General features: G+C 68.6%; 23 protein-coding genes. 16 read left to right on the top strand and 7 right to left on the bottom strand.

The genetic code is table 11. From position 1 onward, the window contains the following. Positions 1-185 precede the first annotated feature (185 nt). The gene (maiA, locus tag ACFQ4G_RS08900) at positions 186-830 is read right to left on the bottom strand and encodes a maleylacetoacetate isomerase (protein ID WP_238207589.1); all 645 of its coding nucleotides are present in this window, start codon (positions 828-830) and stop codon (positions 186-188) included. Between the two features lie 186 nt (positions 831-1,016). Between maiA and dgcN the strand changes: the two genes are divergently transcribed. The 5 genes from dgcN to coaA all read left to right on the top strand — a co-directional run bounded on the left by dgcN (position 1,017) and on the right by coaA (position 5,409). Next, positions 1,017-2,039, top strand: coding sequence for an N-acetyltransferase DgcN (gene dgcN / locus ACFQ4G_RS08905; RefSeq protein WP_238207590.1), 1,023 nt, complete (start codon positions 1,017-1,019; stop codon positions 2,037-2,039). Continuing rightward, complete coding sequence (gene dgcA / locus ACFQ4G_RS08910) at positions 2,036-3,025, top strand: N-acetyl-D-Glu racemase DgcA (protein WP_238207591.1); 990 nt, start codon at positions 2,036-2,038, stop codon at positions 3,023-3,025. Before dgcN ends, dgcA begins: the two co-directional genes overlap by 4 nt. A gap of 157 nt (positions 3,026-3,182) precedes the next feature. Then, the gene (gene hisF, locus ACFQ4G_RS08915) at positions 3,183-3,959 is read left to right on the top strand and encodes an imidazole glycerol phosphate synthase subunit HisF (RefSeq protein WP_238207592.1); all 777 of its coding nucleotides are present in this window, start codon (positions 3,183-3,185) and stop codon (positions 3,957-3,959) included. 104 nt (positions 3,960-4,063) lie between these two features. After that, the gene (locus tag ACFQ4G_RS08920) at positions 4,064-4,387 is read left to right on the top strand and encodes a phosphoribosyl-ATP diphosphatase (RefSeq protein ID WP_238207593.1); all 324 of its coding nucleotides are present in this window, start codon (positions 4,064-4,066) and stop codon (positions 4,385-4,387) included. 29 nt (positions 4,388-4,416) lie between these two features. Further along, entirely contained in the window at positions 4,417-5,409 is a 993-nt protein-coding gene (gene coaA, locus ACFQ4G_RS08925; protein WP_238207625.1) for a type I pantothenate kinase, read from the top strand. A gap of 6 nt (positions 5,410-5,415) precedes the next feature. On the opposite strand, the gene ACFQ4G_RS08930 is transcribed toward coaA, so the two are convergent. The 3 genes from ACFQ4G_RS08930 to ACFQ4G_RS08940 form a co-directional block, all read right to left on the bottom strand. After that, complete coding sequence (locus tag ACFQ4G_RS08930) at positions 5,416-5,952, bottom strand: c-type cytochrome, methanol metabolism-related (protein WP_238207594.1); 537 nt, start codon at positions 5,950-5,952, stop codon at positions 5,416-5,418. 142 nt (positions 5,953-6,094) lie between these two features. Beyond that, positions 6,095-6,637 (bottom strand): RNA 2',3'-cyclic phosphodiesterase, encoded by a 543-nt coding sequence (gene thpR / locus ACFQ4G_RS08935; protein WP_238207595.1) that lies wholly within the window; start codon positions 6,635-6,637, stop codon positions 6,095-6,097. A gap of 4 nt (positions 6,638-6,641) precedes the next feature. Further along, a complete protein-coding gene (locus ACFQ4G_RS08940; protein ID WP_238207626.1) occupies positions 6,642-7,280 on the bottom strand; it encodes an arylesterase in 639 nt (212 codons plus the stop codon). A gap of 162 nt (positions 7,281-7,442) precedes the next feature. Between ACFQ4G_RS08940 and ACFQ4G_RS08945 the strand changes: the two genes are divergently transcribed. From ACFQ4G_RS08945 to ACFQ4G_RS08960, 4 genes are all read left to right on the top strand, one after another. Next, a complete protein-coding gene (locus ACFQ4G_RS08945; protein ID WP_238207627.1) occupies positions 7,443-8,138 on the top strand; it encodes an ABC transporter ATP-binding protein in 696 nt (231 codons plus the stop codon). Between the two features lie 242 nt (positions 8,139-8,380). Continuing rightward, positions 8,381-10,957, top strand: a complete 2,577-nt coding sequence (locus ACFQ4G_RS08950; protein WP_238207596.1) for an ABC transporter permease — start codon at positions 8,381-8,383, stop codon at positions 10,955-10,957. A gap of 337 nt (positions 10,958-11,294) precedes the next feature. Next, positions 11,295-12,062, top strand: a complete 768-nt coding sequence (locus tag ACFQ4G_RS08955) for a Bax inhibitor-1/YccA family protein (protein ID WP_238207598.1) — start codon at positions 11,295-11,297, stop codon at positions 12,060-12,062. A gap of 177 nt (positions 12,063-12,239) precedes the next feature. Continuing rightward, positions 12,240-12,497, top strand: a complete 258-nt coding sequence (locus ACFQ4G_RS08960) for a hypothetical protein (RefSeq protein ID WP_238207600.1) — start codon at positions 12,240-12,242, stop codon at positions 12,495-12,497. 10 nt (positions 12,498-12,507) lie between these two features. On the opposite strand, the gene ACFQ4G_RS08965 is transcribed toward ACFQ4G_RS08960, so the two are convergent. After that, the gene (locus ACFQ4G_RS08965; RefSeq protein ID WP_238207601.1) at positions 12,508-12,882 is read right to left on the bottom strand and encodes a DUF2794 domain-containing protein; all 375 of its coding nucleotides are present in this window, start codon (positions 12,880-12,882) and stop codon (positions 12,508-12,510) included. Between the two features lie 624 nt (positions 12,883-13,506). On the opposite strand from ACFQ4G_RS08965, the gene bluB reads away from it, so the two are divergent. Together bluB and ACFQ4G_RS08975 are read left to right on the top strand one after the other, a co-directional pair. Then, positions 13,507-14,136: a 5,6-dimethylbenzimidazole synthase gene (bluB, locus tag ACFQ4G_RS08970; RefSeq protein WP_238207602.1), complete on the top strand. Its 630-nt coding sequence runs from the start codon at positions 13,507-13,509 to the stop codon at positions 14,134-14,136. A 188-nt stretch (positions 14,137-14,324) separates the two neighbouring features. Beyond that, the gene (locus tag ACFQ4G_RS08975) at positions 14,325-14,840 is read left to right on the top strand and encodes a L,D-transpeptidase (RefSeq protein WP_238207604.1); all 516 of its coding nucleotides are present in this window, start codon (positions 14,325-14,327) and stop codon (positions 14,838-14,840) included. An 18-nt stretch (positions 14,841-14,858) separates the two neighbouring features. Here the strand turns inward: ACFQ4G_RS08975 and ACFQ4G_RS08980 are convergent, their stop codons facing one another. After that, complete coding sequence (locus ACFQ4G_RS08980; RefSeq protein ID WP_238207606.1) at positions 14,859-15,077, bottom strand: DUF1674 domain-containing protein; 219 nt, start codon at positions 15,075-15,077, stop codon at positions 14,859-14,861. A gap of 86 nt (positions 15,078-15,163) precedes the next feature. Between ACFQ4G_RS08980 and ACFQ4G_RS08985 the strand changes: the two genes are divergently transcribed. Together ACFQ4G_RS08985 and ACFQ4G_RS08990 are read left to right on the top strand one after the other, a co-directional pair. Next, the gene (locus ACFQ4G_RS08985) at positions 15,164-16,561 is read left to right on the top strand and encodes an RsmB/NOP family class I SAM-dependent RNA methyltransferase (RefSeq protein ID WP_238207608.1); all 1,398 of its coding nucleotides are present in this window, start codon (positions 15,164-15,166) and stop codon (positions 16,559-16,561) included. An 8-nt stretch (positions 16,562-16,569) separates the two neighbouring features. Beyond that, entirely contained in the window at positions 16,570-17,712 is a 1,143-nt protein-coding gene (locus ACFQ4G_RS08990; protein ID WP_238207610.1) for a hypothetical protein, read from the top strand. Positions 17,713-17,728: 16 nt separating this feature from the next. Here the strand turns inward: ACFQ4G_RS08990 and ACFQ4G_RS08995 are convergent, their stop codons facing one another. Further along, the gene (locus tag ACFQ4G_RS08995) at positions 17,729-18,169 is read right to left on the bottom strand and encodes a hypothetical protein (protein ID WP_238207611.1); all 441 of its coding nucleotides are present in this window, start codon (positions 18,167-18,169) and stop codon (positions 17,729-17,731) included. 489 nt (positions 18,170-18,658) lie between these two features. Here ACFQ4G_RS08995 and ACFQ4G_RS09000 point away from each other — a divergent pair, with 489 nt between their 5' ends. The 3 genes from ACFQ4G_RS09000 to ACFQ4G_RS09010 all read left to right on the top strand — a co-directional run bounded on the left by ACFQ4G_RS09000 (position 18,659) and on the right by ACFQ4G_RS09010 (position 23,618). After that, the gene (locus ACFQ4G_RS09000; RefSeq protein ID WP_238207616.1) at positions 18,659-20,503 is read left to right on the top strand and encodes a heparinase II/III family protein; all 1,845 of its coding nucleotides are present in this window, start codon (positions 18,659-18,661) and stop codon (positions 20,501-20,503) included. A 74-nt stretch (positions 20,504-20,577) separates the two neighbouring features. Beyond that, complete coding sequence (gene purH, locus ACFQ4G_RS09005) at positions 20,578-22,176, top strand: bifunctional phosphoribosylaminoimidazolecarboxamide formyltransferase/IMP cyclohydrolase (protein ID WP_238207618.1); 1,599 nt, start codon at positions 20,578-20,580, stop codon at positions 22,174-22,176. 59 nt (positions 22,177-22,235) lie between these two features. Continuing rightward, entirely contained in the window at positions 22,236-23,618 is a 1,383-nt protein-coding gene (locus ACFQ4G_RS09010; RefSeq protein ID WP_238207620.1) for a DUF2252 domain-containing protein, read from the top strand. The last annotated feature ends 205 nt before the right edge of the window (positions 23,619-23,823 follow it).

Here is a 23,823-nt window from a genome sequence, read left to right on the forward strand (position 1 = left end):
TCCGCATGGGCAATATAGGCAAATTCTCGGCGCGCGGCAGCGCAAGCTGCGCAGATCGGCCATTAATCTCGGGCTGGCCACCCTGACCGGTTCGCATCGGCAAGCCAACGCTTCGCCTCGCTCAGGCCCTTGAAGTGTAGCAGGTTTCAGATCGCAAGACCGGCGACCGCTTTTGCTGAACCCGCTTAGGCGGGCGCACCCGGCTGGCGCAGGGGATGCGCCTTGGCGAAGGCCTCCTGCGACAGGCAATCCTCGGCGATCCGCTTCACCGTGGGATAGGGCGCGGTCTCGACGCCGAAGATGGCGGTGCCGACCCAGAGACTCACGAGACACAGATCCGCATGGCTGATCGCGTCCCCTTGCGCGTAGCGGCCGGTGCCGGGCTCGTTCGCGAGACGGGTCTCCAGGGTCTTGAGGCCGGTCTCGAACCAATGCCGCACGAAGCCCATCATCTGGTCCTTCGGGATGTCGTAGGCCGACATCAGGTAGGTCCGCACCCGCGGCACGTAGAGCGGATGGGTATCGCACGCCACCACCTGCGCCAGCGAGCGGGCGCGCGCCCGTGCCTTCGGTTCGCTCGGCAGCAGAGCGGGCTCGGGATGAAGGTCCTCGAGATAGTCGAGGATGGCCAGCGACTGGGTCAGGGGAGGGCCGTCACCGTCGAACAGGGCCGGCACCGCCGCCTGGGGATTGATCGCGAGGTAATCGGGCTTGTGCTGGTCGCCGGCATCGAGGTCGAGGAAAATCTCCTCGCAGGCGATGCCCTTGAGGTTGAGGGCGATCCGCACACGGAAAGCGGCGGCCGAGCGCCAATTGCCGTACATCTTCATGGCGATACTCTCCCTCGATCATTCTTGGCGCGGACCACACCCGACAACGGCGCCGACCGCAAGTCCCGATCCCGTCAGCGGCGTTCGGGCGGGCTGGCCATGATCGTGCATTTGGCAGCGGCGGCTCCTTCGCGCATAGACGGCATGGACCGGCCCCGACACCTCTCTCCCACGGGTGAATGCGAGATGCAGATCGAAACGCCCTACCTGATGTTTCTGGGCGACGTGCCCGACACCCTGGCGGCCAAGACGGCCTACGGCATCGCCGATTGGCGGCCGGAATGGTGTGTCGGACAGCTTCGTCTGCCGGGATGCGCCGCCGATCTCGGCATTCCCGACCTGACCTTAGAGGAGGCCGCCGCCAAGGGCTGCAGGACGATGGTCATCGGCGTCGCCAATGCCGGCGGCGTACTGCCGCCTCACTGGGTCTCCGAGGTCGTCGCGGCCCTCGATGCCGGCCTCGACATCGCCAGCGGCCTGCATGTGCGCCTCGGCTCGCTGCCCGAGATCGCCGAGGCGGCGGAGAGGAACGGTCGCCAGCTCCACGACGTCCGCCACACCACGGAGACCTTCGATACCGGCAAGGGCACCAGGCGGTCCGGTCGCCGCCTCCTCAGCGTCGGCACCGATTGCTCGGTGGGGAAGAAATACACCGTCCTCGCTCTGGAGCGCGGGATGCGCGAGCGCGGTCTCGACGCGGATTTCCGCGCCACCGGCCAGACCGGCGTGTTCATCTCCGGTCGCGGGGTCGCCATCGACGCGGTGGTGGCGGATTTCATCTCCGGTGCCGTGGAGTGGATCTCGCCGGCGGCCGATCCTGACCATTGGGACCTGATCGAGGGCCAGGGCTCGCTCTATCACCCGTCCTTCGCGGGCGTGAGCCTCGGCCTGCTGCACGGCGCCCAGGCCGATGCCTTCGTCGTCTGTCACGAGCCCAGCCGCACCGCCATGCGCGGCGTGAAGCATCCGCTGCCGTCGATCCAGCAGGTCATCGACCTGACGATCCAGCTCGGGAGCCTCACCAATCCGGGCATCTGCCCGGTGGGGATCGCGGTGAACACCCAGAAGCTCGAACAGGACGAGGCCCGGACCCTGCTCCAGGACCTCACCAAAGAGCACGGGTTGCCGGCCACCGATCCTGTCCGCTTCGGCGTCGACGGGATCATCGACCGCCTCCTGGCGGAGTTCCCCGCCGGGAGCGCCGCATGACCCGCCGCCTCACCGTCGCGGTGGAGTGCTTCCCGATCGCCGGGGCCTTCACCATCGCGCGGGGCAGCCGCACGGAGGCTGTGGTGGTGCTCGCCACCATCGCCGACGATGCGGCCGGGCTTCTGGGAAGGGGCGAATGCGTCCCCTATCCGCGTTACGGCGAATCCCCCGAGAGCGTCTGCGCCCTGATCGCCGAACAGGCCGAGGCCATCGCCGCCGGTGCCACCCGGACCGACCTGCTGACGCTGATGAAGGCGGGGGCCGCACGCAACGCCGTCGACTGTGCCCTGCTCGATCTGGAAGCCAAGCAGCTCGGCCGTTCTGCCTGGGAGATCGCGGGCCTGAGCCGGCCGCAGGTCGCCACCACCGCCTACACGCTGAGCCTCGGCACGCCCGAGAGCATGGAAGAGGCGGCGCGCGGCGCGGCGCATCGGCCCCTGCTCAAGGTCAAGCTCGGCGGCGAGGGCGACCCCGAGCGGATCGCCGCCGTCCGTCGCGGCGCGCCGGAGTCCCGCCTCATCGTCGATGCCAACGAGGCGTGGCGGGCGGAGACCATCGAGGCGAACCTCGCCGCCTGCGTGGCGGCGGGCGTCGGCCTGATCGAGCAGCCGCTCCCGGCCGGCGATGACGCGCTTCTGGCGACGATCGCGCGGCCGATCCCGATCTGCGCCGACGAGAGCCTGCACGACCGGGCCGGCCTCGACGCGCTCGCCGACCGCTACGACGCCATCAACATCAAGCTCGACAAGGCCGGCGGCCTCACCGAGGCGGTGATGCTGGCGCATGAGGCCAAGGCGCGGGGGCTCTCGCTGATGATCGGCTGCATGGTCGGCACCTCACTCGCCATGGCGCCCGCCATGCTCCTCGCCCACCACGCCGACTACGTCGATCTCGACGGACCGCTGCTGCTGGCGCGGGATCGCGAGCCCGGCCTGCGCTTCGACGGCAGCCTGATCCACCCGCCGACAGCGGACCTGTGGGGCTAGGGCGGAGCCTCCCCAGATCCGGTTCGGGTTTCAAAACTCGGCGAACGACCCTGCAAAATGGTGCCGATCCCCGCCGCCGAGTTGACGGAATGGTGCCGGGACGGGCATGGCCCGATGCCTGCGACCTGAGTTCGGCCGCAAGCGTGACAGGTCCACCATGTTGAAGACCCGCATCATTCCCTGCCTCGACGTGAAGGACGGGCGCGTCGTCAAGGGCGTCCAGTTTCTCGAACTGCGCGATGCCGGCGACCCGGTGGAGGCGGCCAAGGCCTATGACGCGGCCGGCGCCGATGAGCTCTGCTTCCTCGACATCACCGCGAGCCACGAGGCGCGCGGCACCCTGCTCGACGTGGTGAGCCGTACGGCCGAAGCCTGCTTCATGCCACTCACCGTGGGCGGCGGCGTGCGCACGGTGGAGGACATCCGCACGCTGCTGCTGGCCGGGGCCGACAAGGTCTCAATCAACACGGCGGCGGTGAACGATCCCGCCTTCGTCGAGCGCGGTGCCCTGAAATTCGGCAGCCAGTGCATCGTCGTCGCCATCGACGCCAAGCGCATCTCCGCGCCGGGCGAGCCGGATGCCTGGCAGATCTTCACCCATGGCGGGCGCAAGCCCACCGGCCTCGACGCCATCGACTTCGCCAGGACCGTGGCGGCGCGCGGCGCGGGCGAACTCCTCGTCACCTCCATGGACCGGGACGGGATGCGCTCGGGCTACGACATCGCCCTGACGCGTGCGATCTCGGACGCGGTCTCGGTGCCGGTCATCGCCTCGGGCGGTGTCGGCGGTCTCGACGACCTCGTGGCGGGCGTACGCGACGGCGGCGCCAGCGCCGTGTTGGCCGCCTCGATCTTCCATTTCGGCCAGCACACCGTCGCCGAGGCCAAGGCGCATATGGCGAAGGCCGGTCTCGCCATGCGGCTCGACCCGTGACGCGTCCGTACCCGTATCACCCCACCCTTGCCCAATTCCGCTTCGTGCCGCAGGCTCCGCGCCGTCGAGCGCGAGGCGCCGCTCGCCAACGTGCCTAGGATCGCATGACCGATTTCACCCTGAGCGACCTGGAGGCCTTGGTGGCCGACCGGGCCGCGGCGCCGCCCGACCAGTCCTACACCGCCAAGCTCCTGGCGGGCGGCCCGGCCAAGGCCGCCAAGAAGCTCGGCGAAGAGGCCGTGGAGGCGGCCATCGCCGCTGTGCAGGGCGATCGCGCCGGCCTGGTCGCCGAGGCGGCCGACGTGCTCTACCACCTCCTCGTGGTGCTGCGCGCCGGCGGCATCGGATTGCCGGAGGTGATGGCGGAGCTCGAGCGCCGCACCGCCCAGAGCGGCATCGCCGAGAAGGCGGCCCGGAGGCACTCGTGACCATCGAACCGTCGCGGCCCATCACCGCCATGTCCGGGCTAGACCCGGCGCTGGGCCAGGATCCGGTGACCGGGATCGGCCCCGAGCGCCTCTCGCCCTATCGACTGTTCTCGCGCGAGGAATGGGCGCAGCTGCGCGCCGAGACGCCGCTCACCCTCACCAGCGACGACGTCACCCGCCTGCAATCCCTCAACGACCCGATCTCCATCGAAGAGGTGGTGGCGATCTACCTGCCGCTGTCGCGCCTGCTCTCCCTCTACGTCGCGGCGACGCAGGGCCTGTTCAAGGCGACCCAGCGCTTCCTGCTGGCCGAGCACGAGGCGAAGGTTCCCTACATCATCGGCGTCGCCGGCTCGGTGGCGGTGGGCAAGTCCACCACCGCCCGCGTCCTCAAGGCGCTGCTCGCCCGCTGGCCCAACACGCCCAAGGTCGACCTCATCACCACGGACGGGTTCCTGCATCCCAATGCCGAGCTGAAACGCATGGGCGCGATGGAGCGCAAGGGTTTCCCGGAGAGCTACGACACGGCGGCGCTGCTGCGCTTCCTCACCGACATCAAGGCCGGCAAGAAGCGGGTGGCCGCGCCGCTCTATTCCCACCTCGTCTACGACGTGGTGCCCGGCGAGGAGCGGGTGGTGGAATCTCCCGACATCCTCATCGTGGAAGGCCTCAACGTCCTGCAGCCGGCGCGGCTGCCGCGCGACGGCACGGCGATTCCCTTCGTTTCCGATTTCTTCGATTTCTCGATCTATCTCGACGGTCACGAAGACGACCTGCACCGCTGGTACGTCAACCGCTTCTTGCGCCTGCGCCAGACCGCCTTCCGCGATCCGCTTTCGTATTTCCGCAAATACGCCGAGGTCACGGAAGCCGAGGCCCTCGAGATCGCCGACACGCTCTGGACCACGATCAACCTGCCGAATCTGCGCGACAACATCCTGCCGACGCGCCAGCGAGCGAGCCTGATCCTGGCCAAGGGGGCGAGCCACCGGATCGAGAGCGTGGCACTGCGGCGGCTGTGAGTCGCCTCAGCCCATGCAGGCATCCTCGTTTTTCTTGAAGGTCTCGGATTTGGGTTCGTGTTCGGCAGGGCGGCCCCGCCCAATGGCTCCGTCGGACCGGGCGCGGAGATAAACGTAGATGTCGTCGATGTAGCACATGACGTTCTTGTCATCGCCAAAGGCCGGCATCACGAGTTGCTCTGACGCATTCACGTCCTTCTTGCCCCCGGCCACGATGCCCACGAAGGTCGCGTAATCGTCCGTCTTCAAGGCGTCGACGAGGGAAGGGGCGTAGGTCGAGCCTGCGCCGTCGGGGCCATGGCAGACGATGCAACTGGCATTGTAGCGCAGGTAGCCCGACATCGAACTCCAATCGACCATCTTGCCGCCGTCGCTGACGCGGTAGGTCGGGGTGCCGTCCTTGTCCGTGTACTTGCCGTCATCGACCTTCGCAGGCTGCGTGGGACCTTCGCTCTTGAGGAGAGCCGGGTCGGCCTGTGCGGCCAGGGCGAAGATCAGGCCGGCTCCTGCCAGCAGCGGACGAAAGAAGATCCTGTGGTGCATATGCTATCCCCGAAATCGGTCACGATCCGTGTCCACGATCCGTTTCGGTGACGTCCGATGGGCTGTTTCGTTGCCATTGCCCGACGCGAAACAGGACGGCTACCGACAACGTGATGACGGCTGGTCTCAGCGGCTGCCCGCCTCACCCCAGCGGATACGCCGCCTCCACCACATACGGCCCGCCACCCCGCGATTCCCGCGCCGAGAACAGGGCCACCCGCGTCGCGCTGAACCTGAGTGTGGGAAACAGGCCCGTCGCTGCGAGATACTCGGCCACGTCCGCAGCCTGGGTGTCGCGTCGATTGAGGCGGGCGAGCGTCACGTGAGGCGTGAACTTGCGCCGTTCGGGCTCGGCTCCGGCGGCGCGGGCGATGCGCTCGTGCTCCTCCTGCAGGTCGAGCAGCTCGGAATCGGGCTTCACACTGGCGATGATCGCACGCGGCTTGTCTCCGCCGAACGCGTCGAGCCCCGGCAGCGTCACGTCGAGAGGCGGGCGTGAGCGTGCCTCCACCAGCCCGGCATGGAAGGACTCGGCCACGTCCTCGTCCACATCACCGAGGAAGCGCAGGGTGATGTGGAGATCGCTGCGTTCGATCCAGCGCGCCCCGCGCAGGCCGCATTGATGGCGGGCCAGCGCCTCGGCGATGGCGTCGGGGATTTCGAGGGCAGTGAACAGGCGCGGCATCGGCCTATTTCGGAGCCGCGGCGAGCCGGTCGAGAAAGGTCTCGACGGTGGGCAGGATGCCGGCGACGATGGTCTCGACACCCTTCACGTTGGGGTGGAGCCCGTCCTCGAGGTTGAAACGCCGGTCTCCGAGGATGCCCTGCAGGAAGAACGGGTAGAGGACGAGGCCGTAGCGCGAGGCGAGATCGGGATAGATCGCGTCGAACCGCGCCACGTAATCCGGCCCGAGATTGGTCGAGGCCTTCATGCCGGCGAGCAGGACCGGGATGTTGCGGGCCTTCAGGCGCGAGATGATGGTGTCGAGGGCCTTCCTCGTCACGGCCGGGTCGGTGCCGCGCAGCATGTCGTTGGCGCCGAGTTCGAGGATCACACCGTCCGTTCCGTCGGGGACTGACCAGTCGAGCCGGTCGAGTCCGCCGGTGCTGGTATCGCCGGACACGCCGGCATTGGCGATCGAGACGGTGCGCCCCCTGGCCTTGAGCTCGCGTTCCAGCACCGAAGGGAACGCCGCCGCCGAGGGCAGGCGATAGCCGGCGGTGAGGCTGTCGCCGAAGGCGACGAGGTTGAGGGGGCGGGATGCGGCGTGGCCGATGCTGGCCCCGGTCATGAGGGAGCCGGCGGCGAGTGCGGCAAAGACGGCCATCACCAGGGCCGCCCGGCGGGAATGCTGGCGCGGCGCCCGCTGGCCGACCATATCGATGCCGTTGCGCGTTCCGCCGCGTGACGTAAGACACAGACCCATTCCCGCACAGCCTCGACCTATGGTGTTCATGACGATGATCCCACACAGATCGGTCCTTCGGTGATGCCCGGCAAGGTGGAAGGCCCCGCGATCGCCCTGTCGCAGATCGATCTCAGCCTCGGCCGCGGCGCGGCGCGAGTGCATGTCCTGCGTGGCATCTCCCTCGATGTCGCGCGCGGCGAGGCGGTCGGCCTCGTCGGCCCCTCGGGTTCCGGCAAGTCGACCCTGCTCATGGTGATGGCCGGTCTGGAACGTCCTGAATCCGGCCGGATCGCCGTGGAAGGCACCGACCTCGGAGCCCTCGACGAAGACGCGCTGGCGCGGTTCCGCGGACGCCGCATCGGCATCGTGTTCCAGGCCTTTCATCTCGTGCCGACCATGACGGCCCTGGAGAACGTGGCCCTGCCCCTCGAACTCGCCGACAAGCCGGGCGCGCACGAGCGCGCCAAGGCCGAGTTGGAGGCCGTCGGCCTCGGCCACCGGCTTCACCATTATCCGGCGCAGCTCTCGGGCGGCGAGCAGCAGCGCGTGGCCATCGCCCGCGCCATCGCCCCCGACCCTGCAATCCTGGTGGCCGACGAGCCCACCGGCAATCTCGACGAGGCGACCGGCCGGCAGATCGTGGACCTGCTCTTCGCGCTGAAGCGCGACCGCGGCGCCACCCTTGTTCTCGTCACCCACGATCCCGGCCTCGCCCGGCTCTGCGACCGCACCGTGCGCCTGCGCTCGGGCCGCGTCGACGAGGCGGTAGCGGCGTGAGCGATCGTTCGCCAAACGGACCTGCGTATCGATTTCGCCGATCCCCCACACTTCCTCATCCTGAGGTGCCGCAGCGTAGCGGAGGCCTCGAAGGAGCCCTCCAGATCTCACCGCGATCCCTGGAGAACTCCTTCGAGGCCCGCTTGCGCGGGCACCTCAGGATGAGGACCGGGGTAGGGGCAGCAATGGCGTCGCTCATGGCACGGGTATGTTATCCCGACACCCAACCGAGGGTCTGATCCATGCACGGCACCCTCGCCAGACCGGGCCCGACCCCGCGCCCCAGCCGCGTCCCACTCACCCTCCGCCTGGCCTTCCGCGAGTTGCGCGCCGGGCTTTCCGGTTTCGCGGTGTTCCTCGCCTGCATCGCGCTGGGCGTGGCCGCCATTTCGGGCGTGGCCTCGATCTCGCGCTCGCTGACGGACGGCCTCGGCCGCGAGGGCAAGCGCATCCTCGGCGGAGATCTCACCTACAGCCTCATCAACCGCGAGGCGACGCCGGACGAGCGGGCCGCCCTCGATGCGCAGGGCCGCGTCTCGGTGGTGACGACCCTGCGTGCCATGGCGCTGGCCGGCGACAAGGGTGCGGCCCTTGTGGAGCTGAAGGCCGTGGACGGTGCCTACCCCGCCGCGGGCGAACTCGTCACCGACCCGGCCCTGCCGCTCTCCGACTTGCTGGCCGAGAAGGAGGGAGCATACGGCGCCGTCGCCGACCCGCTCCTGCTCACCCGCCTCGACCTCGAGGTCGGCGACCGGATCGAGATCGCGGGCAAGCCGGTGGCGATCCGCGGCACCCTGGTCTCCGAGCCGGACAAGATCGCCAACGGCATCGGCTTCGGCCCACGACTGCTGGTCTCCGCCGCCACACTCCGGGCGACGGGCCTGATCCGGCCGGGGAGCCTCAATCGCTGGAGCTATCGCATCCAGGCGCCCGCCGCCGACGATGCCGAACTGGAGCGCCGCATCGCGGCGGTCGCCAAGGCGGTGCCGGATGCCGGCTGGGAGATGCGCTCGCGCTCCAATGCCGACCCGCGTTTCGCCAAGAGCGTCGAGCGCTTCACGCAGTTCCTCACCCTGGTCGGGCTCACCGCCCTGATCGTCGGCGGGGTGGGCGTCGCCAATGCCGTCAATGCCTTCGTCGCGCGGAAACGCGGCTCCATCGCCACACTGAAGAGCGTCGGCGCGCCGGGGGGGAAGGTGGTCGGGATCTACCTGACCCAGGTCATGCTCATCGCCGGACTCGGCACCGCGATCGGCCTCGTCGTCGGTGCGGGCCTGCCCTTCTTCCTCGATATCCTGTTCCACGATGCGCTGCCGCTGCCGCTGAACCCGACCCTGGCACCGGTGGAACTGCTGCTCGCCGCGGCCTACGGTCTCCTTACGGCCCTGGCCTTCGCGATCATTCCGCTGGGCCACGCCCATGACGTGCCGGTCTCCGGCCTGTTCCGCGATGTGGTCGATCCCGACGGCCGCAAGACCCGGCTGCGCTACCGGCTCGTCCTCGTCGCGGCGCTGGCGGCACTGGTGGCTCTGGCGCTGGCCACCGCCTTCGACCGCAGGGTGGCGCTGATGTTCATCGTCGCGGCCGGCCTCGCCTTCGGGCTGCTGCGGCTGGTCGCCCTCGGCCTCATGGCACTGGCCAGGCGCCTGCCGCGTCCGCGCATGGCCGCGCCGCGCATGGCGCTGGCCAACCTCCACCGACCCGGCGCGTTGACCCCCGCCATCGTCCTGTCGTTGGGCCTCGGCGTGACGCTGCTGGTGACGCTGAGCCTCATCGACGCGAATGTGCGGCGGACGTTGACGAGTTCCCTTCCGGCCCGTGCCCCGAACCTGTTCTTCCTCGATATCCCATCCGCCGATGCCGACGGTTTCCATGCCGAACTCGGCAAGCTCGCGCCCGGCGCCAAGATCGAGCGGGTGCCGATGATGCGAGGCCGCATCGTCGCCATCAACGGCGTCCCGGCCGGCGAGATCAAGCCGCCGGAGGATGCCGCCTGGGTGCTCGATGGCGATCGCGGCATCACCTATTCCGAAGACCTGCCCGAGGGTTCGAGCCTCGTCGCCGGCTCGTGGTGGAACGCCGAAGAGGGCGCGAAACCTCTGGTCTCCTTCGATTCGGAGTTGGGGCGCGCGCTCAATCTCGGCGTCGGCGGCACCGTCACCGTGAACGTCCTCGGGCGAAATCTCACGGCCACGGTCGCCAACCTGCGGAAGGTCGAGTGGCGCAGCCTCGGTATCAACTTCGTCATGGTGTTCTCGCCGGGTACCTTTCGCGGCGCCCCGCATTCGGACCTCGCCACGCTGACCCTGGCGGGCGGCCCGGACGCCAAGGCCGAAGCCGTGATCCTGCGCGACGTCGCCCGCGCCTATCCTTCCGTCACCAGCGTGCGGGTGAAGGACGCCCTCGACACCGTCAACGACATCGTCGGCAAGCTGGTCCTGGCGATCCGTGGCGCCAGCGGCGTCGCGGTGGTGGCGAGCCTGTTCGTTCTCGCCGGCGCCATCGCCGCCGGGCATCGCGCCCGGCTCTACGATGCGGTGGTGCTGAAGACGCTCGGCGCCACGCGGGGGCGCCTGCTCCTCGCCTACACGCTCGAATACGGAGCGCTCGGCATCGCCACCGCCGTGTTCGGGCTCCTGGCGGGGACGCTCGCCGGCTGGACCATCGTCACGCGGGTGATGAAACTCGAATTCGCCCTGGATCTGTCCGGCGCCCTCGTCGCCTCCGTCCTCGCGGTGGTGTTCGCGATCCTGCTGGGCCTCGCTGGAACCTGGCGCATCCTGGGGCAGAAGCCGGCGCCTTATCTCAGGCAGTTCTGAGCTTCATCCAGCCGTCCGGCAGGAGCATCTGGACGAAGGGCGGATCGTCCGCCCTTCGGACGGAAGCGAGGCGATGCGAACGGAGGTCGTGGTTTACGTATCGTCAACCCGCCTCTGCATGAGCATTAGGATAATGGACGAAATTTAATCCGTAGATCGGCAAATAAAGATCGCACTCGATCACTTCGATTCTTGGTCCACAAAGCTCGGCCGCCCCCTTGTGCGAAGCGGCGCGACCGAACATATTTCGGCTCAGGGCGCGATCTCGCGCCAGAGGTCATGTGCGTGAGCCTCGGTTCCAAATCACACGCTGAGAGAGCTTCCAAGGGAAACTCCCATGGCATTCGATAACAGCCCCTTCCGCTACGGCGCCCAGCCCCAGGGCTATGCCGGCTCCCAGGTCGAAGTCGACCAGGGGCTGCGCACCTTCATGCTCGGCGTCTACAACAACATGGTCATCGGTCTCGGGATCTCCGGTCTGGTGGCCCTCGGCCTCAACATGGCCGCGACGGCCCAGACGGCCACGGGCAAGCTCGCCCTGACCCCGTTCGGCCAGATGCTCTACACCAGCCCGCTCAAGTGGGTGCTGATGCTCGCCCCGCTGGCGTTCATCTTCATCTTCACCATGCGGATGGACAAGATGTCCGCCTCCTCGGCGCGCATGACCTTCTTCGCCTTCGCGGCGGTGATGGGCGCGTCGATGTCGACACTGCTGCTGGTCTTCACCGGTGCCAGCGTGGTCAGGGTGTTCTTCATCACGGCGGCCACGTTCGGCGGTCTCAGCCTCTACGGCTACACCACCAAGCGCAGCCTGTCGGGCATGGGCTCGTTCCTGATCATGGGCGTGATCGGCCTCATGATCGCGTCGATCGTGAACATCTTCATGGCGTCGAGCGCACTTCAGTTCGCGATCTCGGTGCTGGGCGTCCTGATCTTCGCAGGCCTCACCGCTTACGACACGCAGAAGCTCAAGGAGATGTTCCTCTATAGCGGAGCCGATGCCGAAGGCGCGGCCAAGCTGTCGGTGAACGGCGCTCTGACCCTGTACCTGGACTTCATCAACATGTTCCAGTTCCTTCTCCAGCTTCTCGGCGACCGCCGCTAAGCGAGCCTGCAGGGAAAGATCTGAAGAGCCCCGGCGGGAACGCCGGGGCTTTTTCGTATCGAATGCGCCCGCTCTCCGGATCTCGATGACGGCCGTCTCCGACGGGTCCCGAGACCAGAACGGACGCGGCGACGCTGATTTGCCCATGACGATCGATGATGATCCGAGGAGACGGCCATGCCAAAGCCGGTGGTGCCGAAGGTCCGGTTGGGCGCAGGGGGCGAGCCGCCTCATCCGAACGATGGACCGACCTATCTCGTCGTCGGCGCGAGCATCATGGCCGCGATTGGCACCGGCGCCTTGGCCGGCCTGGGAGCCGCCGTCATTGCGGGCATCGCGACCCTGATCGTGCTCGGCGGCCTGTATACCATCGCGGCACGGCTCTGGGGCTGGCCGCCGCTCAGATGGGACGCGATCCCCTTCATCATCCCTTAGACGAAGGATCTCAGACCACCCGGAGCGGCTTTTCCAGGGTCGTCAGCACGCGGGCGAGATCGTGGCCGCGCTTGAGCACGATGCCGGCGGCGGAAATGACGGCGAAGGCGCCCTGGCGTCGCGCGAGCTTCGGGTCCTTCTCGACCCGGAAGAGGGGGGTCTCCGACGAGCGGCGATAGATCGAGAACACCGCCTTGTCGCGGCGGAAATCGAGGGCGTAGTCGCGCCATTCGCCGGCCGACACCATCCGGCCGTAGAGATTGAACAAGGTCCTGAGCTCGCTGCGGTCGAACGCGACCTGAGGCACCACGGGGGCCGTCGGGAAGGGCACCACGCGACTGCCGGGATCCTGGGATCGCGGCTCGGCTCCGGTCCTCTCGTCCATCCTCGCTCCTCTTGCATCAGGGCAACGTCGCGGATGTCGTATCCGCGGGGCGATGGCCGCGCCTCGATCCTAGGAATCGACTTACCCGAACCCCGTTTTCCCGTCTCGGCCCGATCCCGCATCGCTTCGGTGGGGGCCGAGACACGGATGATGGGCCTCCCCTCGTGAGGCCGCAAGCCCGATAGGCGTCTAACATCCCTGTCCTGCGCCGGCCCGGAGCACGCGGACGCGACGCGACCGCAGGACAAGATCGAGCAACACATCATCACGATTTTGACGTCTTATCGCCCATCGTCGGCCTTGATAGAAGATGATACCTGTTGCCGAACCTCGTCGGTTCCGTGCTCGGTCGGGTGACCGATATCCATGCTCCCCAGCTTTCGGGAGCCTGCCGATTTCACGGGAGCGACACTCCAGAGGTTTCGAGACCCAAGGACTCAGGCCGCCTCTTCGGAGTGCGGCCTTTTTTTCTGCCATGACGGCGCGCTCTGGTCTAAAAACCTCCCTGACGGCGATCCTCGTTCATTCCCTTCTCCACCGCCACCTTCGAGCCGGCGGTCGCGAGGGAGGGCGAACTGGCCGGTCCGGCGAGCGAGGGCGACTGGTCATGGGTATCGGGTCTTGGTGAGTTTCGATCCCGGCTTTCGCGAAACGCTCGGCGACCTGTTCGCCTGGCGTCGGGACGTGCGCCGTTTTCGCGCCGATCCGGTCGACGAGACCCTGCTGCAGCATTGCCTCGCCCTGGCGAGGCTCAGCCCCTCGGTGGGCAACAGCCAGCCCTGGCGGTTCGTCCGCGTTTCCGATCCGGCCCGTCGCGAGGCGGTGATCGCCAGTTTCGAGCGCTGCAACGGCATCGCCGCCGACACTTACGAATCCGAGCGCCGCGACGCCTATATCCGGCTGAAACTCGCCGGCCTGCGCGAGGCGCCCATTCACCTCGCCGTGTTCTGCGACGAGGGGACGGCCTGCGGATACGGCCTCGGCCGCGCCACCATGCCGGAGATGCTGCGCTACTCGGTGGTGACGGCGGTGCACGGCTTCTGGCTCGCCGCGCGGGCGCACGGGATCGGTGTGGGCTGGGTCTCGATCATCGAGCCCGACTGCGTCGCCTCGCATCTCGACGTGCCGGCGGGCTGGCGGCTCGTCGCCTATCTCTGCGTCGGTCATCCGGTGGAGGAGCACGAGGATCCCGAACTCGTCCGTCACGGCTGGCAGGAGCGGGACGAGGCGGCGGCGGCCCTGCTGGAGCGCTGACCGGCATCGTCGTTAAGAGAAGCCTGACCGGGTCGTTCGCATTTGCCGCGAGACCGATGGGTGGCACTTAACCGCCCTACGTAATTCCCGTGCGTATCCACCAGACGAGCCTCGCCGGTAACCGGAACTGCAACCTCGACGGTCGCTTATCGTGAAGCTCACGGTCACGCTTTCGAGGATGAAGACAGATGTTCGCGCGTATTGGTTTCAGTGCATTCTTGGCGGGTACGGTCCTGAGCGCAGGTCTCGCGGCGACACCGGCCGCATCGCGCGAACTCGTGGCCTTCGACCAGGCCGCGATGCCCGGTACCGTGGTCATCCGAACCTCGGAGCGCCGGCTCTATCTCGTGAACGGGGACGGCACGGCGATCCGCTATCCCGTGGCGGTGGGCAAGCCCGGCAAGCAATGGACCGGCGCCACCAGGATCGACGGCAAGTATGTCGAGCCGGCTTGGTCGCCCCCGCGCGAGGTCAAGCGCGACAACCCGCGCCTGCCCGACGTCATCGCCGGCGGTTCGCCGCACAACCCGATGGGTGCGGCCGCGATGACGCTGGCCGGCGGCGAATACGCCATCCACGGCACCAACCGGCCGAACTCCGTCGGCACCTACGCGTCCTACGGCTGCATCCGCATGTACAACCAGGACGTGGTCGATCTCTACGGGCGCGTCTCGGTGGGGACGCAGGTCTACGTCACGCGCTGAACCTGCGAAGGACAGCCGTCAAAAATCGACGGCGATGCCCTTCACCTCCCAATCGTCGTAGCGGACGGGTTCCAGCCCGCCGCGACCCTGTCGCTCGCGGGCCGCGGAAATCTCCGCCGCCTTCGCATCGATGGCGGATCGGCGCTCCGTGGCTTCGGCCAGGGCCCGTGCCGCGGCCGGCGTGAGGTCGGGGCGGGGCGGGGTCGCGGCATTTTCCGCGTCGTCGGGCGTCGTCATGGCTTGCATCTCAATGGGCCGGATGGGAGGGCATCCGTTGGGATCGGCTTCGGGTGACCGGGCCTTCGAGACGGAAAGTGGCATTCATGGCGACACGCCGCAACGCGGACGGGCCGACGAAGACGATCGATCGCACTGTCCCGGGCCTCGCCGCCCGTCAGGTGGCGCATGCGGCGGTGGCCGATCTGCTCGTGCAGGGCCGCGCCTTCGCCTTGGAGGATGCCCTGGCTCAGGCAGGCCGGGACGCCGGACTCGATGCCGCCGATGCGTCGCTCTCCCGCGCCATCGCCACCGCCACCTTCCGCCGCCTCGGCTTCCTGCGGCGGATGCTGGCGGCCCGGATGAACCAGGGCCTGCCGCCGGATCAGCCGCGGCTGGTCGCCCTCCTCGTCACCGGCGCGGTGCAGATCCTCGATCTCAACGTGCCGGATCATGCCGCCGTCGATCTCTCGGTGCGCCTCGCCAAGGGCGATCCCTACCTGCAGCACACGCCCGGCCTCGTGAACGCCATCCTGCGCCGGGTGATCCGCGAGCGGGACGCCATCGCCGCCGAGGCCTCGGATCCCCTGGCGCAGAACACGCCGGACTGGCTCGCCGCACGCTGGGCCGCCGCCTACGGCCCCGAGACGGCGCGCGCCATCGCGACGGCCCATCTCTCCGGAGCCGCCCTCGACATCACCCCGCTCGGCTCGGCTGCGGAATGGGCCGAGCGCCTCGGCGGTGTCGCCCTGCCCACCGGCAGCATCCGCCTGCACGACATCCGCTCGGCGGTCTCGGAGCTGCCGGGCTACGACGACGGTGCCTGGTGGGTCCAGGATGCCGCCGCCGCGATCCCGGCGCGCCTGCTCGACACGAAGCCCGGCGAGCGCGTCGCCGATCTCTGCGCGGCGCCCGGCGGAAAGACCGCACAGCTCGCCGCCACCGGTGCGGAGGTCGTCGCCGTCGACCGCTCGGCCCCACGCCTCGAACGCCTCAGCGAGAATCTCGCCCGCCTCGGACTGAAGGCCGAGATCCGCGTCGGTGACGCTACCCAACTCCCCGATACCGATGCCGATACGTTCGACGCCGTGCTCCTCGATGCGCCCTGCTCGGCCACCGGCACCATCCGCCGCCATCCCGACGTCGCCTGGACCAAGGCCGGCGGAGATGTCGGGCGTCTCGCCGGTCTGCAGCGCCGCCTCCTCGATCGTGCCGCTACCCTGGTGAAGCCCGGCGGCCGCCTCGTCTACTGCACCTGCTCGCTCGAGCCCGAGGAGGGGGAGGGGCAGATCGCCGCCTTCCTCGCCCGCAATCCCGCTTTCGAACGGCACCCGATCCGGCCCGACGAGGTCGGTGGTCTCAGCGAACTCGTCAACGGTGACGGCGACCTGCGGACGCTGCCCTCGCACCTGTCCGGGGACGCGATCGCCGGTGCGGAAGCACAGCCGGCGGCCCATGGCGGCATCGACGGGTTCTTCGCGAGCCGTCTGGTTCGGAAGGTCTAGGCCGCCCATTGCGCCGCGCCCGCCACGCCATTGCCGGGCTGGTCGCCGCCCTGTCCCTCGTCGGCCGAGCCCCGGCCGACGAGATCGACCGCCGCATCCTGCCGGTGGCGCCGGCTTATGACCGCAACCCGACCTGCGCCACTGTCGCGGCGACGATCCCGTTCGAGATCCATACCGGAACCCGCGACGTGGGGATCTCGCCCTCGCCGAAGGACTTGCCCCTGAACCAGGGCGAGAGCGCGATCTGCTTCGCCTACGCGACGGCCGACATGATCTCGCACCGGATCGACAGGGCGGTCGCTCCCCTCGACGTGGCGACGAAATTCTACTTCGCCGACCCGGAGAAACTCGCAGCCATCCCCGATCCTCGCCTGCGCCGTCATCTCCGGGCGCACCCGACCTACCGGGCCGACATTGCCTGGAGCCGCAACAACGCGGAGGTGACCAGAGACGGCAACCCGGGCCTGGAACCGTATTTCGACAAGATCGAGGGCGGCGAGGAGGATACGGCAGCACTCCTCTACAATATAGGCGGATACTGTGAGGATCGCGACCTCCCGTCCAATGACGGCTACCGCTACGTGATGCCGACCTTGCGCTCGCTTCGCTATCGGACGCGGCTACACGCCCCGAAACAGAGCTTCCGCTCGGTGGCCGCCACAGCTTCGCACCTGCGGAGCCGGCGCGCCGATCCATTCAATGCGGCGTGGATCGCCCATGTGGAGAGCGTTTGCCGCCGCGCGCCGCTGCCGGTCCCGCTCCTGCCGGTCTCCTACCGCGTGGCGGCGAGCCAGGCGGATTTCGCCGACATGATCGAATCCGGCCGCCATCCCAGCAAGCGCAAGCTCGACCGCATCCTCGCCATGGTCGACTACGCCCTCGACCATCGGCGCGTCCCCACCGTGGGCTATAGCTGGTACCTGCTCGAGGCCCGCGATCCGAAGGACCCCGACCTGTTCGCCGATCATGCGAGCCCGGTCATCGGCCGACGGAGGGAGGGCGGCGTCTGCCAATACCGCATCCAGGACAATACCGGCGAATATTGTGGACGCCTGCGCGATGGCATCCGCGAGCGCTGCGACAACGGCCGGGTCTGGGTGACCGAGAAGGAACTGCGCGAGACCTTGTACAGCGTGACCTATCTCAGGTAGCGGCCGTCACCTGGCCCTACGGAGTGATCACCCGCATCGAGACGGTCTGAGCCTGACCATCGGCCGGCAGGGTCGTCGAAGGCGTCGCTGTCTTCAGGCGTGCCATGAACTTGCGCACCTCGTCCGGCGGCAGGGCACCGACGGGGGCGATCATCATCGAGAGCAGGGCCTTGGTCTTGCGATCGACCGAGGCCGACCGGTTGACCGGTTCGAAATCCCGAAGACTGTGAGTCTTGTCCTCGTCGCCGGTGAAGACGCGGGCGCCGTCCTTCAGGACGACGATATCGCCGGGCCTGAGCGTCGGGTCCTTCAGCAGGGCATGCATCGGTCCCGATGCCATGGAGATCGGCGTCTGACGGTCGCCGATGCGGAGCTGCAGCGGCTCGCTCTTCGGCAGGGCGGCGTAACGGATCTTCGGACGGGGACGGGCCGCTTCCCGCCGCAGGGGCAGGCCCATCTCGGCTCCGTATGAAGGCGACGGCGGCGCTTCGACAGCGGGGCGAGCGGGGGAAAACAACGCGTTGAAGAGACCACCCAGGCCATGGTCTACAGCGCTCTGCGCCATCGCAGCACTTGCACTGCACAATAACGCGGTAGCCGACACCAGGAGACCGGCGCGCTTGAGAACGTTGATGACAGTCATGGTCGCACTGCCATTGCTGTGTGTTGCAGGAACGATGCTCGGCGGACGCTGTGTATAACCTGTGCAGCATTCAACCGTTCCGGCCTCGCTTGGCAAAAAATACATTATTGCCGATCCGTGCCGCCGACGTGTCATCCTGCTTGGCGAGGCGGACGGCGGGGGTCGAAAACGCGCGGCGATAATGGTGCGGCGCCGCGAGTGTCGTCATCCTTAATCGTTGGTTAATAGGCACAGCCTAGCTTCGGATTAGGCGACATCCGGCACGATGCTCAACGGGGGCGAGGTGCTGGAGGAAAGGCGTGCGTGAGTTGGGGGGCTGATCGCTGGCGGTTCTATCGGCTCGTCGGGCGCGAAATCGCGCGCACGGCGCGCGGTGTGTCCGCACGCCTGACCGCGAGCCCGGACCTCCTCGCCCGCGCTCGGGTCAGCGCCCTGGTGATCGCGCCGCACGACCTGCGCACCAGCGACGCCACCTTCGCCGACGACATCTATGCCGGCTTGTTCGTCTTCGCGGGACGCTCGCTCTCGGTGAGCGGTCGCTCGCCCTTCGATTACGCCCCGCCTTCGCCGGAATGGGCGGATGCGTTCTACGGCTTCGGCTGGCTGCGCCATCTCCGCGCCGCCGATACGGCACTGGCGAGAGCCAATGCCCGCGCTTTCGTGGCGGATTTCATCGCGGGGCGCGGCGATGCCGCCCTGGCCGAGCCCGTCCCCGTGGCCGCGCGTCGGCTGATCTCATTCCTCAGCCAGTCGCCTCTGGTGCTGGAAGGGGCGGACCATGCCTTCTACCAGGCCTTCCTCAAGGCGGTGGGTCGCGGCGCCCGTGACCTCGAACGCTCGCTCCGACGGGGCCTGCCGCCGCAATCGCGGCTCCTGGCGGTGGTGGCGCTCTGCTACGCCGGCCTGTGCTGCGAGGGCATCCAGCCGATCCTGCGCCGGGCGACCCGTATCCTGTCGCGCGAACTCGACCGGCAGATCATGGCGGATGGCGGCCATCGCAGCCGCGACCCGCGCTTCGCCATGGAGTTGCTCCTCGACCTCCTGCCTCTGCGCCAGAGCTTCCTCAGCCGCAGCCTCGATCCGCCGGAAGGGTTGCTCCACGCCATCGATCGGATGCTGCCGCTGCTGCGCCTTCTGCGCCACGGCGACGCCTCCCTAAGCCATTTCAACGGGATGGGTGCGACGGCGGCGGACCATCTCGCGACGCTGCTGGTCTATGACGGCGCCCTGGCACAGCCGATGATGCATGCGCCGAATTCCGGCTACGAGCGGCTGGAGAGCGGCCGCGTCGTCGTCGTCGCCGATGTCGGCGCGCCGCCGCCGCTTCCCTATTCCATGAATGCCGGGGCCGGCTGCCTCTCCTTCGAGATGTCGAGCGGTCCTCAGCGGGTGGTGATCAATTGCGGCCTGCCGGCGAGCGGCCCGGAATTGCGGCGCCTCGCCCGCAGCACCGCCGCGCATTCGACGGCCACGGTGGGGGATTCTTCGTCCTGCCGGTTTCTCGGAGCCAGCGAGGGGCTGGGAAGCCGCTGGGCCGCGGATTGGCTCATCGGCCGAATCGGACCCGTGCTGGTGCGCGGCCCGCGGGCGGTGAAATCCGAACGGACCGTCGACGGCGGTACGATGATCCTCGCCGGCCGCCATGACGGCTATGCCGCCGAGTTCGGGATCGTCCACGAGCGTCGCTGGCGCCTCCTTCCCGACGGGGCGGGGCTCGAAGGGGAGGACGCCTTCGTGCCCGTGGCCCATAAGGGGAACCGGATCCGGCTGCGTCCGCCCGAGGCCGCGATCCGCTTCCATCTCCACCCCGCCATCGCGGCCAATGCCGCCGAGGGCGGCGGCCTCGACCTCACCTCGCCCCTGGGCGAGGTATGGCGGTTCGAGGCGGAAGGGGCCGCGCTCGCGCTCGAAGAGAGCGTCTACTTCGCCGGTCTCACCGGCGCGCGGAGGACGGACCAGATCGTTCTCTACGTCACGGCCGGGGAGGGCGCGCGGGTCAGCTGGCGGTTCCTGCATCTGGCACAGGCGCCGGGCCGGGGCGAGGCCGCCAGAATCGAACCCGTCGGGTTCCAAGACGCGGGCGTCGACCCGGCGCTGTTCGAGCCTGTCGCGATCGAGGCTCCTTTGGCCGATGATGCGGCGCGGTAGCCGATAGGGCCGCATCTGTGGTACCGGCCGCGTTTCAGGGGCAGGATCTGCCCTGTGCCGGACGGTTCTCGACGATGTCGCATGATCAGGCGCGGGTTGCCCGCGCGCTCCTTTCCGTCTCCGACAAGACGGGCCTCGTGGATTTTGCCCGCGCGCTGTCCGGGCGCGGCGTCGCCCTGGTCTCCACCGGCGGCACCCATCGGGCGCTCACCGAGGCCGGGCTTCCCGTCACGGAAGTGGCCGAGATCACCGGCTTTCCCGAGATGATGAACGGCCGGGTGAAGACCCTGCACCCGGCGGTGCATGGCGGTCTGCTCGCCGTGCGCGACGATCCCCAGCATCAGGCGGCGCTCGCCGCCCACGGCATCGGCACCATCGACCTCCTCGTGGTCAATCTCTACCCGTTCGAGGCGACGATCGCGAAACCCTGCGCCTATGACGATGCGGTGGAGAACATCGATGTCGGCGGCCCGGCGATGATCCGCGCGGCGGCCAAGAACCACGCCGACGTGGCGGTCGTGGTGGATGTGGCCGATTACGGCGCCATCCTCTCCGAACTCGAATCCGGCAACGGCACCCTCGGCGCGGCGACCCGCAAGCGCCTCGCGCAGAAGGCCTTCGCCCGCACGGCCTCCTACGATTCCGCCATCGCCTCCTGGCTCGCCGACCATGTGGAGATGGAGGAGGCACCCGCCTTCCGTGCCTTCGGCGGCACCCTCGCCCAATCCCTGCGCTACGGCGAGAACCCGCATCAATCGGCGGCCTTCTACAGGACGCCCGGCTTCACCCGTCCCGGTGTGGCGAGTGCGCGCCAGCTCCAGGGGAAGGAGCTCTCCTTCAACAACCTCAACGACACCGATGCGGCCTTTGAGTGCGTCGCCGAGTTCGACCCGGCCCATGCGGCGGCGGTGGCGATCATCAAGCACGCCAATCCCTGCGGCGTCGCCGAAGGCGACACCCTGGCAGAGGCCTACGAGCGGGCGCTCGCCTGCGACCCGACCTCGGCCTTCGGCGGCATTGTCGCCCTCAACCGCACGCTGGATGCCGAATCGGCCGCGAAGATCGTCGAGATCTTCACCGAGGTGATCATCGCTCCGGATGCGACGGACGAAGCCATCGCCCTCGTCGCCGCCAAGAAGAACCTGCGCCTGCTGCTGGCGGGCGGTCTGCCCGACCCGCGCGCCAAGGGCTTTGCCATGCGCAACCTCGCCGGCGGCATCCTGGTCCAGGGCCGCGACGCGGCGGTGGTCGACGACATGGCCCTGAAGGTCGTGACGCGGCGGGAGCCCACGGCGCAGGAATACGCCGACATGCGCTTCGCCTACCGGGTCGCCAAGCACGTCAAGTCGAACGCCATCGTCTATGCCCGCAACGGCGCCACGGTGGGGATCGGTGCCGGGCAGATGTCGCGGGTGGATTCCTCGCGCATCGCCGCCTGGAAGGCGGCCGAGGGCGCCAAGCGCATCGGCGCGGCCGAGAGCCTCGCCAAGGGCTCGGTGGTGGCCTCCGACGCGTTCTTCCCCTTCGCCGACGGGCTGATCGCGGCGGCAGAGGCCGGTGCCACGGCGGTGATCCAGCCCGGCGGCTCCATGCGCGACGCCGACGTGATCAAGGCCGCGGACGAGGCCGGCCTCGCGATGGTCTTTACGGGGTACCGCCACTTCAGGCACTGAGCGGACGAGGTGCGTGCGGCGAACGGCTGCACGCGCCACCTCGCCGAGGCTCTTTCTCCATGACCACTCTCCCCATCTCGTCCAGCCGCGCCGAGCGCGTCGAGGCCGGAAAGCACCTGCGCGAGTTCGTCTCTCGCGAATCCCACGGTGACTGGCAGCCGGCCGCCTCCCGCGACCCGCTGGCGTCCCTGCACGCCAACGACGCCGGACGGCTCCTCGAACTCATCCCCCTGCGCCACGAGCGGATGCGGGCCAGCCCCTTCGCCTTCCTGCGCGGAGCGGCCGCGGTGATGGCCGACGATCTCCTCGGCGTTCCCGTGCCGGGCATCCCGGTCCAGGCCTGCGGCGATTGCCATATCGGCAATTTCGGCGTGTTCCGCAGCCCCGAGGGGCTGACCTTGTTCGACATCAACGATTTCGACGAGACCCTGTGGAACGTCGATTTCACCGTCGACGTGAAGCGCCTCGCCGCCAGCGTCGCCGTCGCCGCCCTGCCGCAGGGCGAGGACAAGGCCCGCCGCGCGGCCCGGGCGAGCGTCCGAGCCTATCGCGAGCACATGCGCGAGCTCTCGTCCCTGACGCCGCTGGCGATCTGGCACAGCCGGATCGACCTCGACCGCGAGGTCGGCCGCACCGGGAACGGCGACCTGTGCCGGCGCCTCGTGGCCGAGGCGGAAGAAGAGACCGCCGGCGGCCTCAGCCACGGCGACGCGCCGAATCTCGATCCGGCGACCCTGTCCTCCGATCCGGCGGAGTGGCGGATCGCCGACAAGATGGCGGGCCGGTGGCTCACGGTCTTCCACGAGGGCCCGAACGGCCTGACGGAGGCGGTGGAGGAGGCCAAGGCCGCGCTTCTCGACTATCCGCCGAGCCTGACGGCCGACCGCAACCTGCTGGCGCTCCGTTACACACAGCGGGACGTCGCCTTCAAGGTGGTGGGGATCGGCTCGGTGGGCACGGTCTGCGCCGTGGGCGTCTATGCCGATGCGGACGGCGCGCCGCTCTTCCTGCAGATCAAGGAGGCCCGTCCCTCGGTCCTGGCGCAGCTGGCGCTCTCGCCGTTCTTCCTCGGCTCGGAGGGCCAGCGGGTCATCGACGGTCAGCGCATCATGCAGGCGGCGAGCGACCTCTTCCTCGGTACGTCCCGCTCCGAGGCGAGCGGACGCTCCTATTACGTGCGCCAGCTCAAGAACAAGAAGCTCTCGTCCGTGGGCGAGATCCTCGCCGAGAGCGGGGCCAAGGCCTATGCGCGGCTCTGCGGCACGACGTTGGCCCGCGCCCATGCCCGCTCCGGCGACGCGGCGATGATCTCGGGCTATCTCGGCAAGGGCGACGCCTTCGACGAGGCCATCGCCGAATTCGCCATGCGCTATGCCAGGCAGACGACGGCCGATCACGCCGCGCTGGTGGCGGCGCACGAGGCCGCGAACCAGCCGGAATGAGGAGGCGTCTTTCCGGCGCCGTCGGCGTCGAGCCATGAAAAAGGGCCCCGTCTCGCGACGGGGCCCTTCTCGTTTGCGGTCGTCTTCGACGATTACCGTGCCGGGCGGTCGTCGTAGGTGAAGATGTCGCGATCCTTTGTTTCGGGGAGGAAGAGGGCCCCGATGATGGCGGTCGCGACGGCGATGACGATGGGGTACCAGAGGC

Source organism: Methylobacterium marchantiae, assembly GCF_042679825.1.
Lineage (GTDB): Bacteria > Pseudomonadota > Alphaproteobacteria > Rhizobiales > Beijerinckiaceae > Methylobacterium > Methylobacterium marchantiae.

Excerpts from the sequence above, each read along its gene's own strand:
- maiA (WP_238207589.1), bottom strand. The coding sequence starts at position 830 with ATGAAGATGTACGGCAATTGGCGCTCGGCCGCCGCTTTCCGTGTGCGG.
- dgcN (WP_238207590.1), top strand. The coding sequence starts at position 1,017 with ATGCAGATCGAAACGCCCTACCTGATGTTTCTGGGCGACGTGCCCGAC.
- dgcA (WP_238207591.1), top strand. The coding sequence starts at position 2,036 with ATGACCCGCCGCCTCACCGTCGCGGTGGAGTGCTTCCCGATCGCCGGG.
- hisF (WP_238207592.1), top strand. The coding sequence starts at position 3,183 with ATGTTGAAGACCCGCATCATTCCCTGCCTCGACGTGAAGGACGGGCGC.
- ACFQ4G_RS08920 (WP_238207593.1), top strand. The coding sequence starts at position 4,064 with ATGACCGATTTCACCCTGAGCGACCTGGAGGCCTTGGTGGCCGACCGG.
- coaA (WP_238207625.1), top strand. The coding sequence starts at position 4,417 with ATGTCCGGGCTAGACCCGGCGCTGGGCCAGGATCCGGTGACCGGGATC.
- ACFQ4G_RS08930 (WP_238207594.1), bottom strand. The coding sequence starts at position 5,952 with ATGCACCACAGGATCTTCTTTCGTCCGCTGCTGGCAGGAGCCGGCCTG.
- thpR (WP_238207595.1), bottom strand. The coding sequence starts at position 6,637 with ATGCCGCGCCTGTTCACTGCCCTCGAAATCCCCGACGCCATCGCCGAG.
- ACFQ4G_RS08940 (WP_238207626.1), bottom strand. The coding sequence starts at position 7,280 with ATGGCCGTCTTTGCCGCACTCGCCGCCGGCTCCCTCATGACCGGGGCC.
- ACFQ4G_RS08945 (WP_238207627.1), top strand. The coding sequence starts at position 7,443 with ATGCCCGGCAAGGTGGAAGGCCCCGCGATCGCCCTGTCGCAGATCGAT.
- ACFQ4G_RS08950 (WP_238207596.1), top strand. The coding sequence starts at position 8,381 with ATGCACGGCACCCTCGCCAGACCGGGCCCGACCCCGCGCCCCAGCCGC.
- ACFQ4G_RS08955 (WP_238207598.1), top strand. The coding sequence starts at position 11,295 with ATGGCATTCGATAACAGCCCCTTCCGCTACGGCGCCCAGCCCCAGGGC.
- ACFQ4G_RS08960 (WP_238207600.1), top strand. The coding sequence starts at position 12,240 with ATGCCAAAGCCGGTGGTGCCGAAGGTCCGGTTGGGCGCAGGGGGCGAG.
- ACFQ4G_RS08965 (WP_238207601.1), bottom strand. The coding sequence starts at position 12,882 with ATGGACGAGAGGACCGGAGCCGAGCCGCGATCCCAGGATCCCGGCAGT.
- ACFQ4G_RS08975 (WP_238207604.1), top strand. The coding sequence starts at position 14,325 with ATGTTCGCGCGTATTGGTTTCAGTGCATTCTTGGCGGGTACGGTCCTG.
- ACFQ4G_RS08980 (WP_238207606.1), bottom strand. The coding sequence starts at position 15,077 with ATGACGACGCCCGACGACGCGGAAAATGCCGCGACCCCGCCCCGCCCC.
- ACFQ4G_RS08985 (WP_238207608.1), top strand. The coding sequence starts at position 15,164 with ATGGCGACACGCCGCAACGCGGACGGGCCGACGAAGACGATCGATCGC.
- ACFQ4G_RS08995 (WP_238207611.1), bottom strand. The coding sequence starts at position 18,169 with ATGGGCCTGCCCCTGCGGCGGGAAGCGGCCCGTCCCCGTCCGAAGATC.
- purH (WP_238207618.1), top strand. The coding sequence starts at position 20,578 with ATGTCGCATGATCAGGCGCGGGTTGCCCGCGCGCTCCTTTCCGTCTCC.
- ACFQ4G_RS09010 (WP_238207620.1), top strand. The coding sequence starts at position 22,236 with ATGACCACTCTCCCCATCTCGTCCAGCCGCGCCGAGCGCGTCGAGGCC.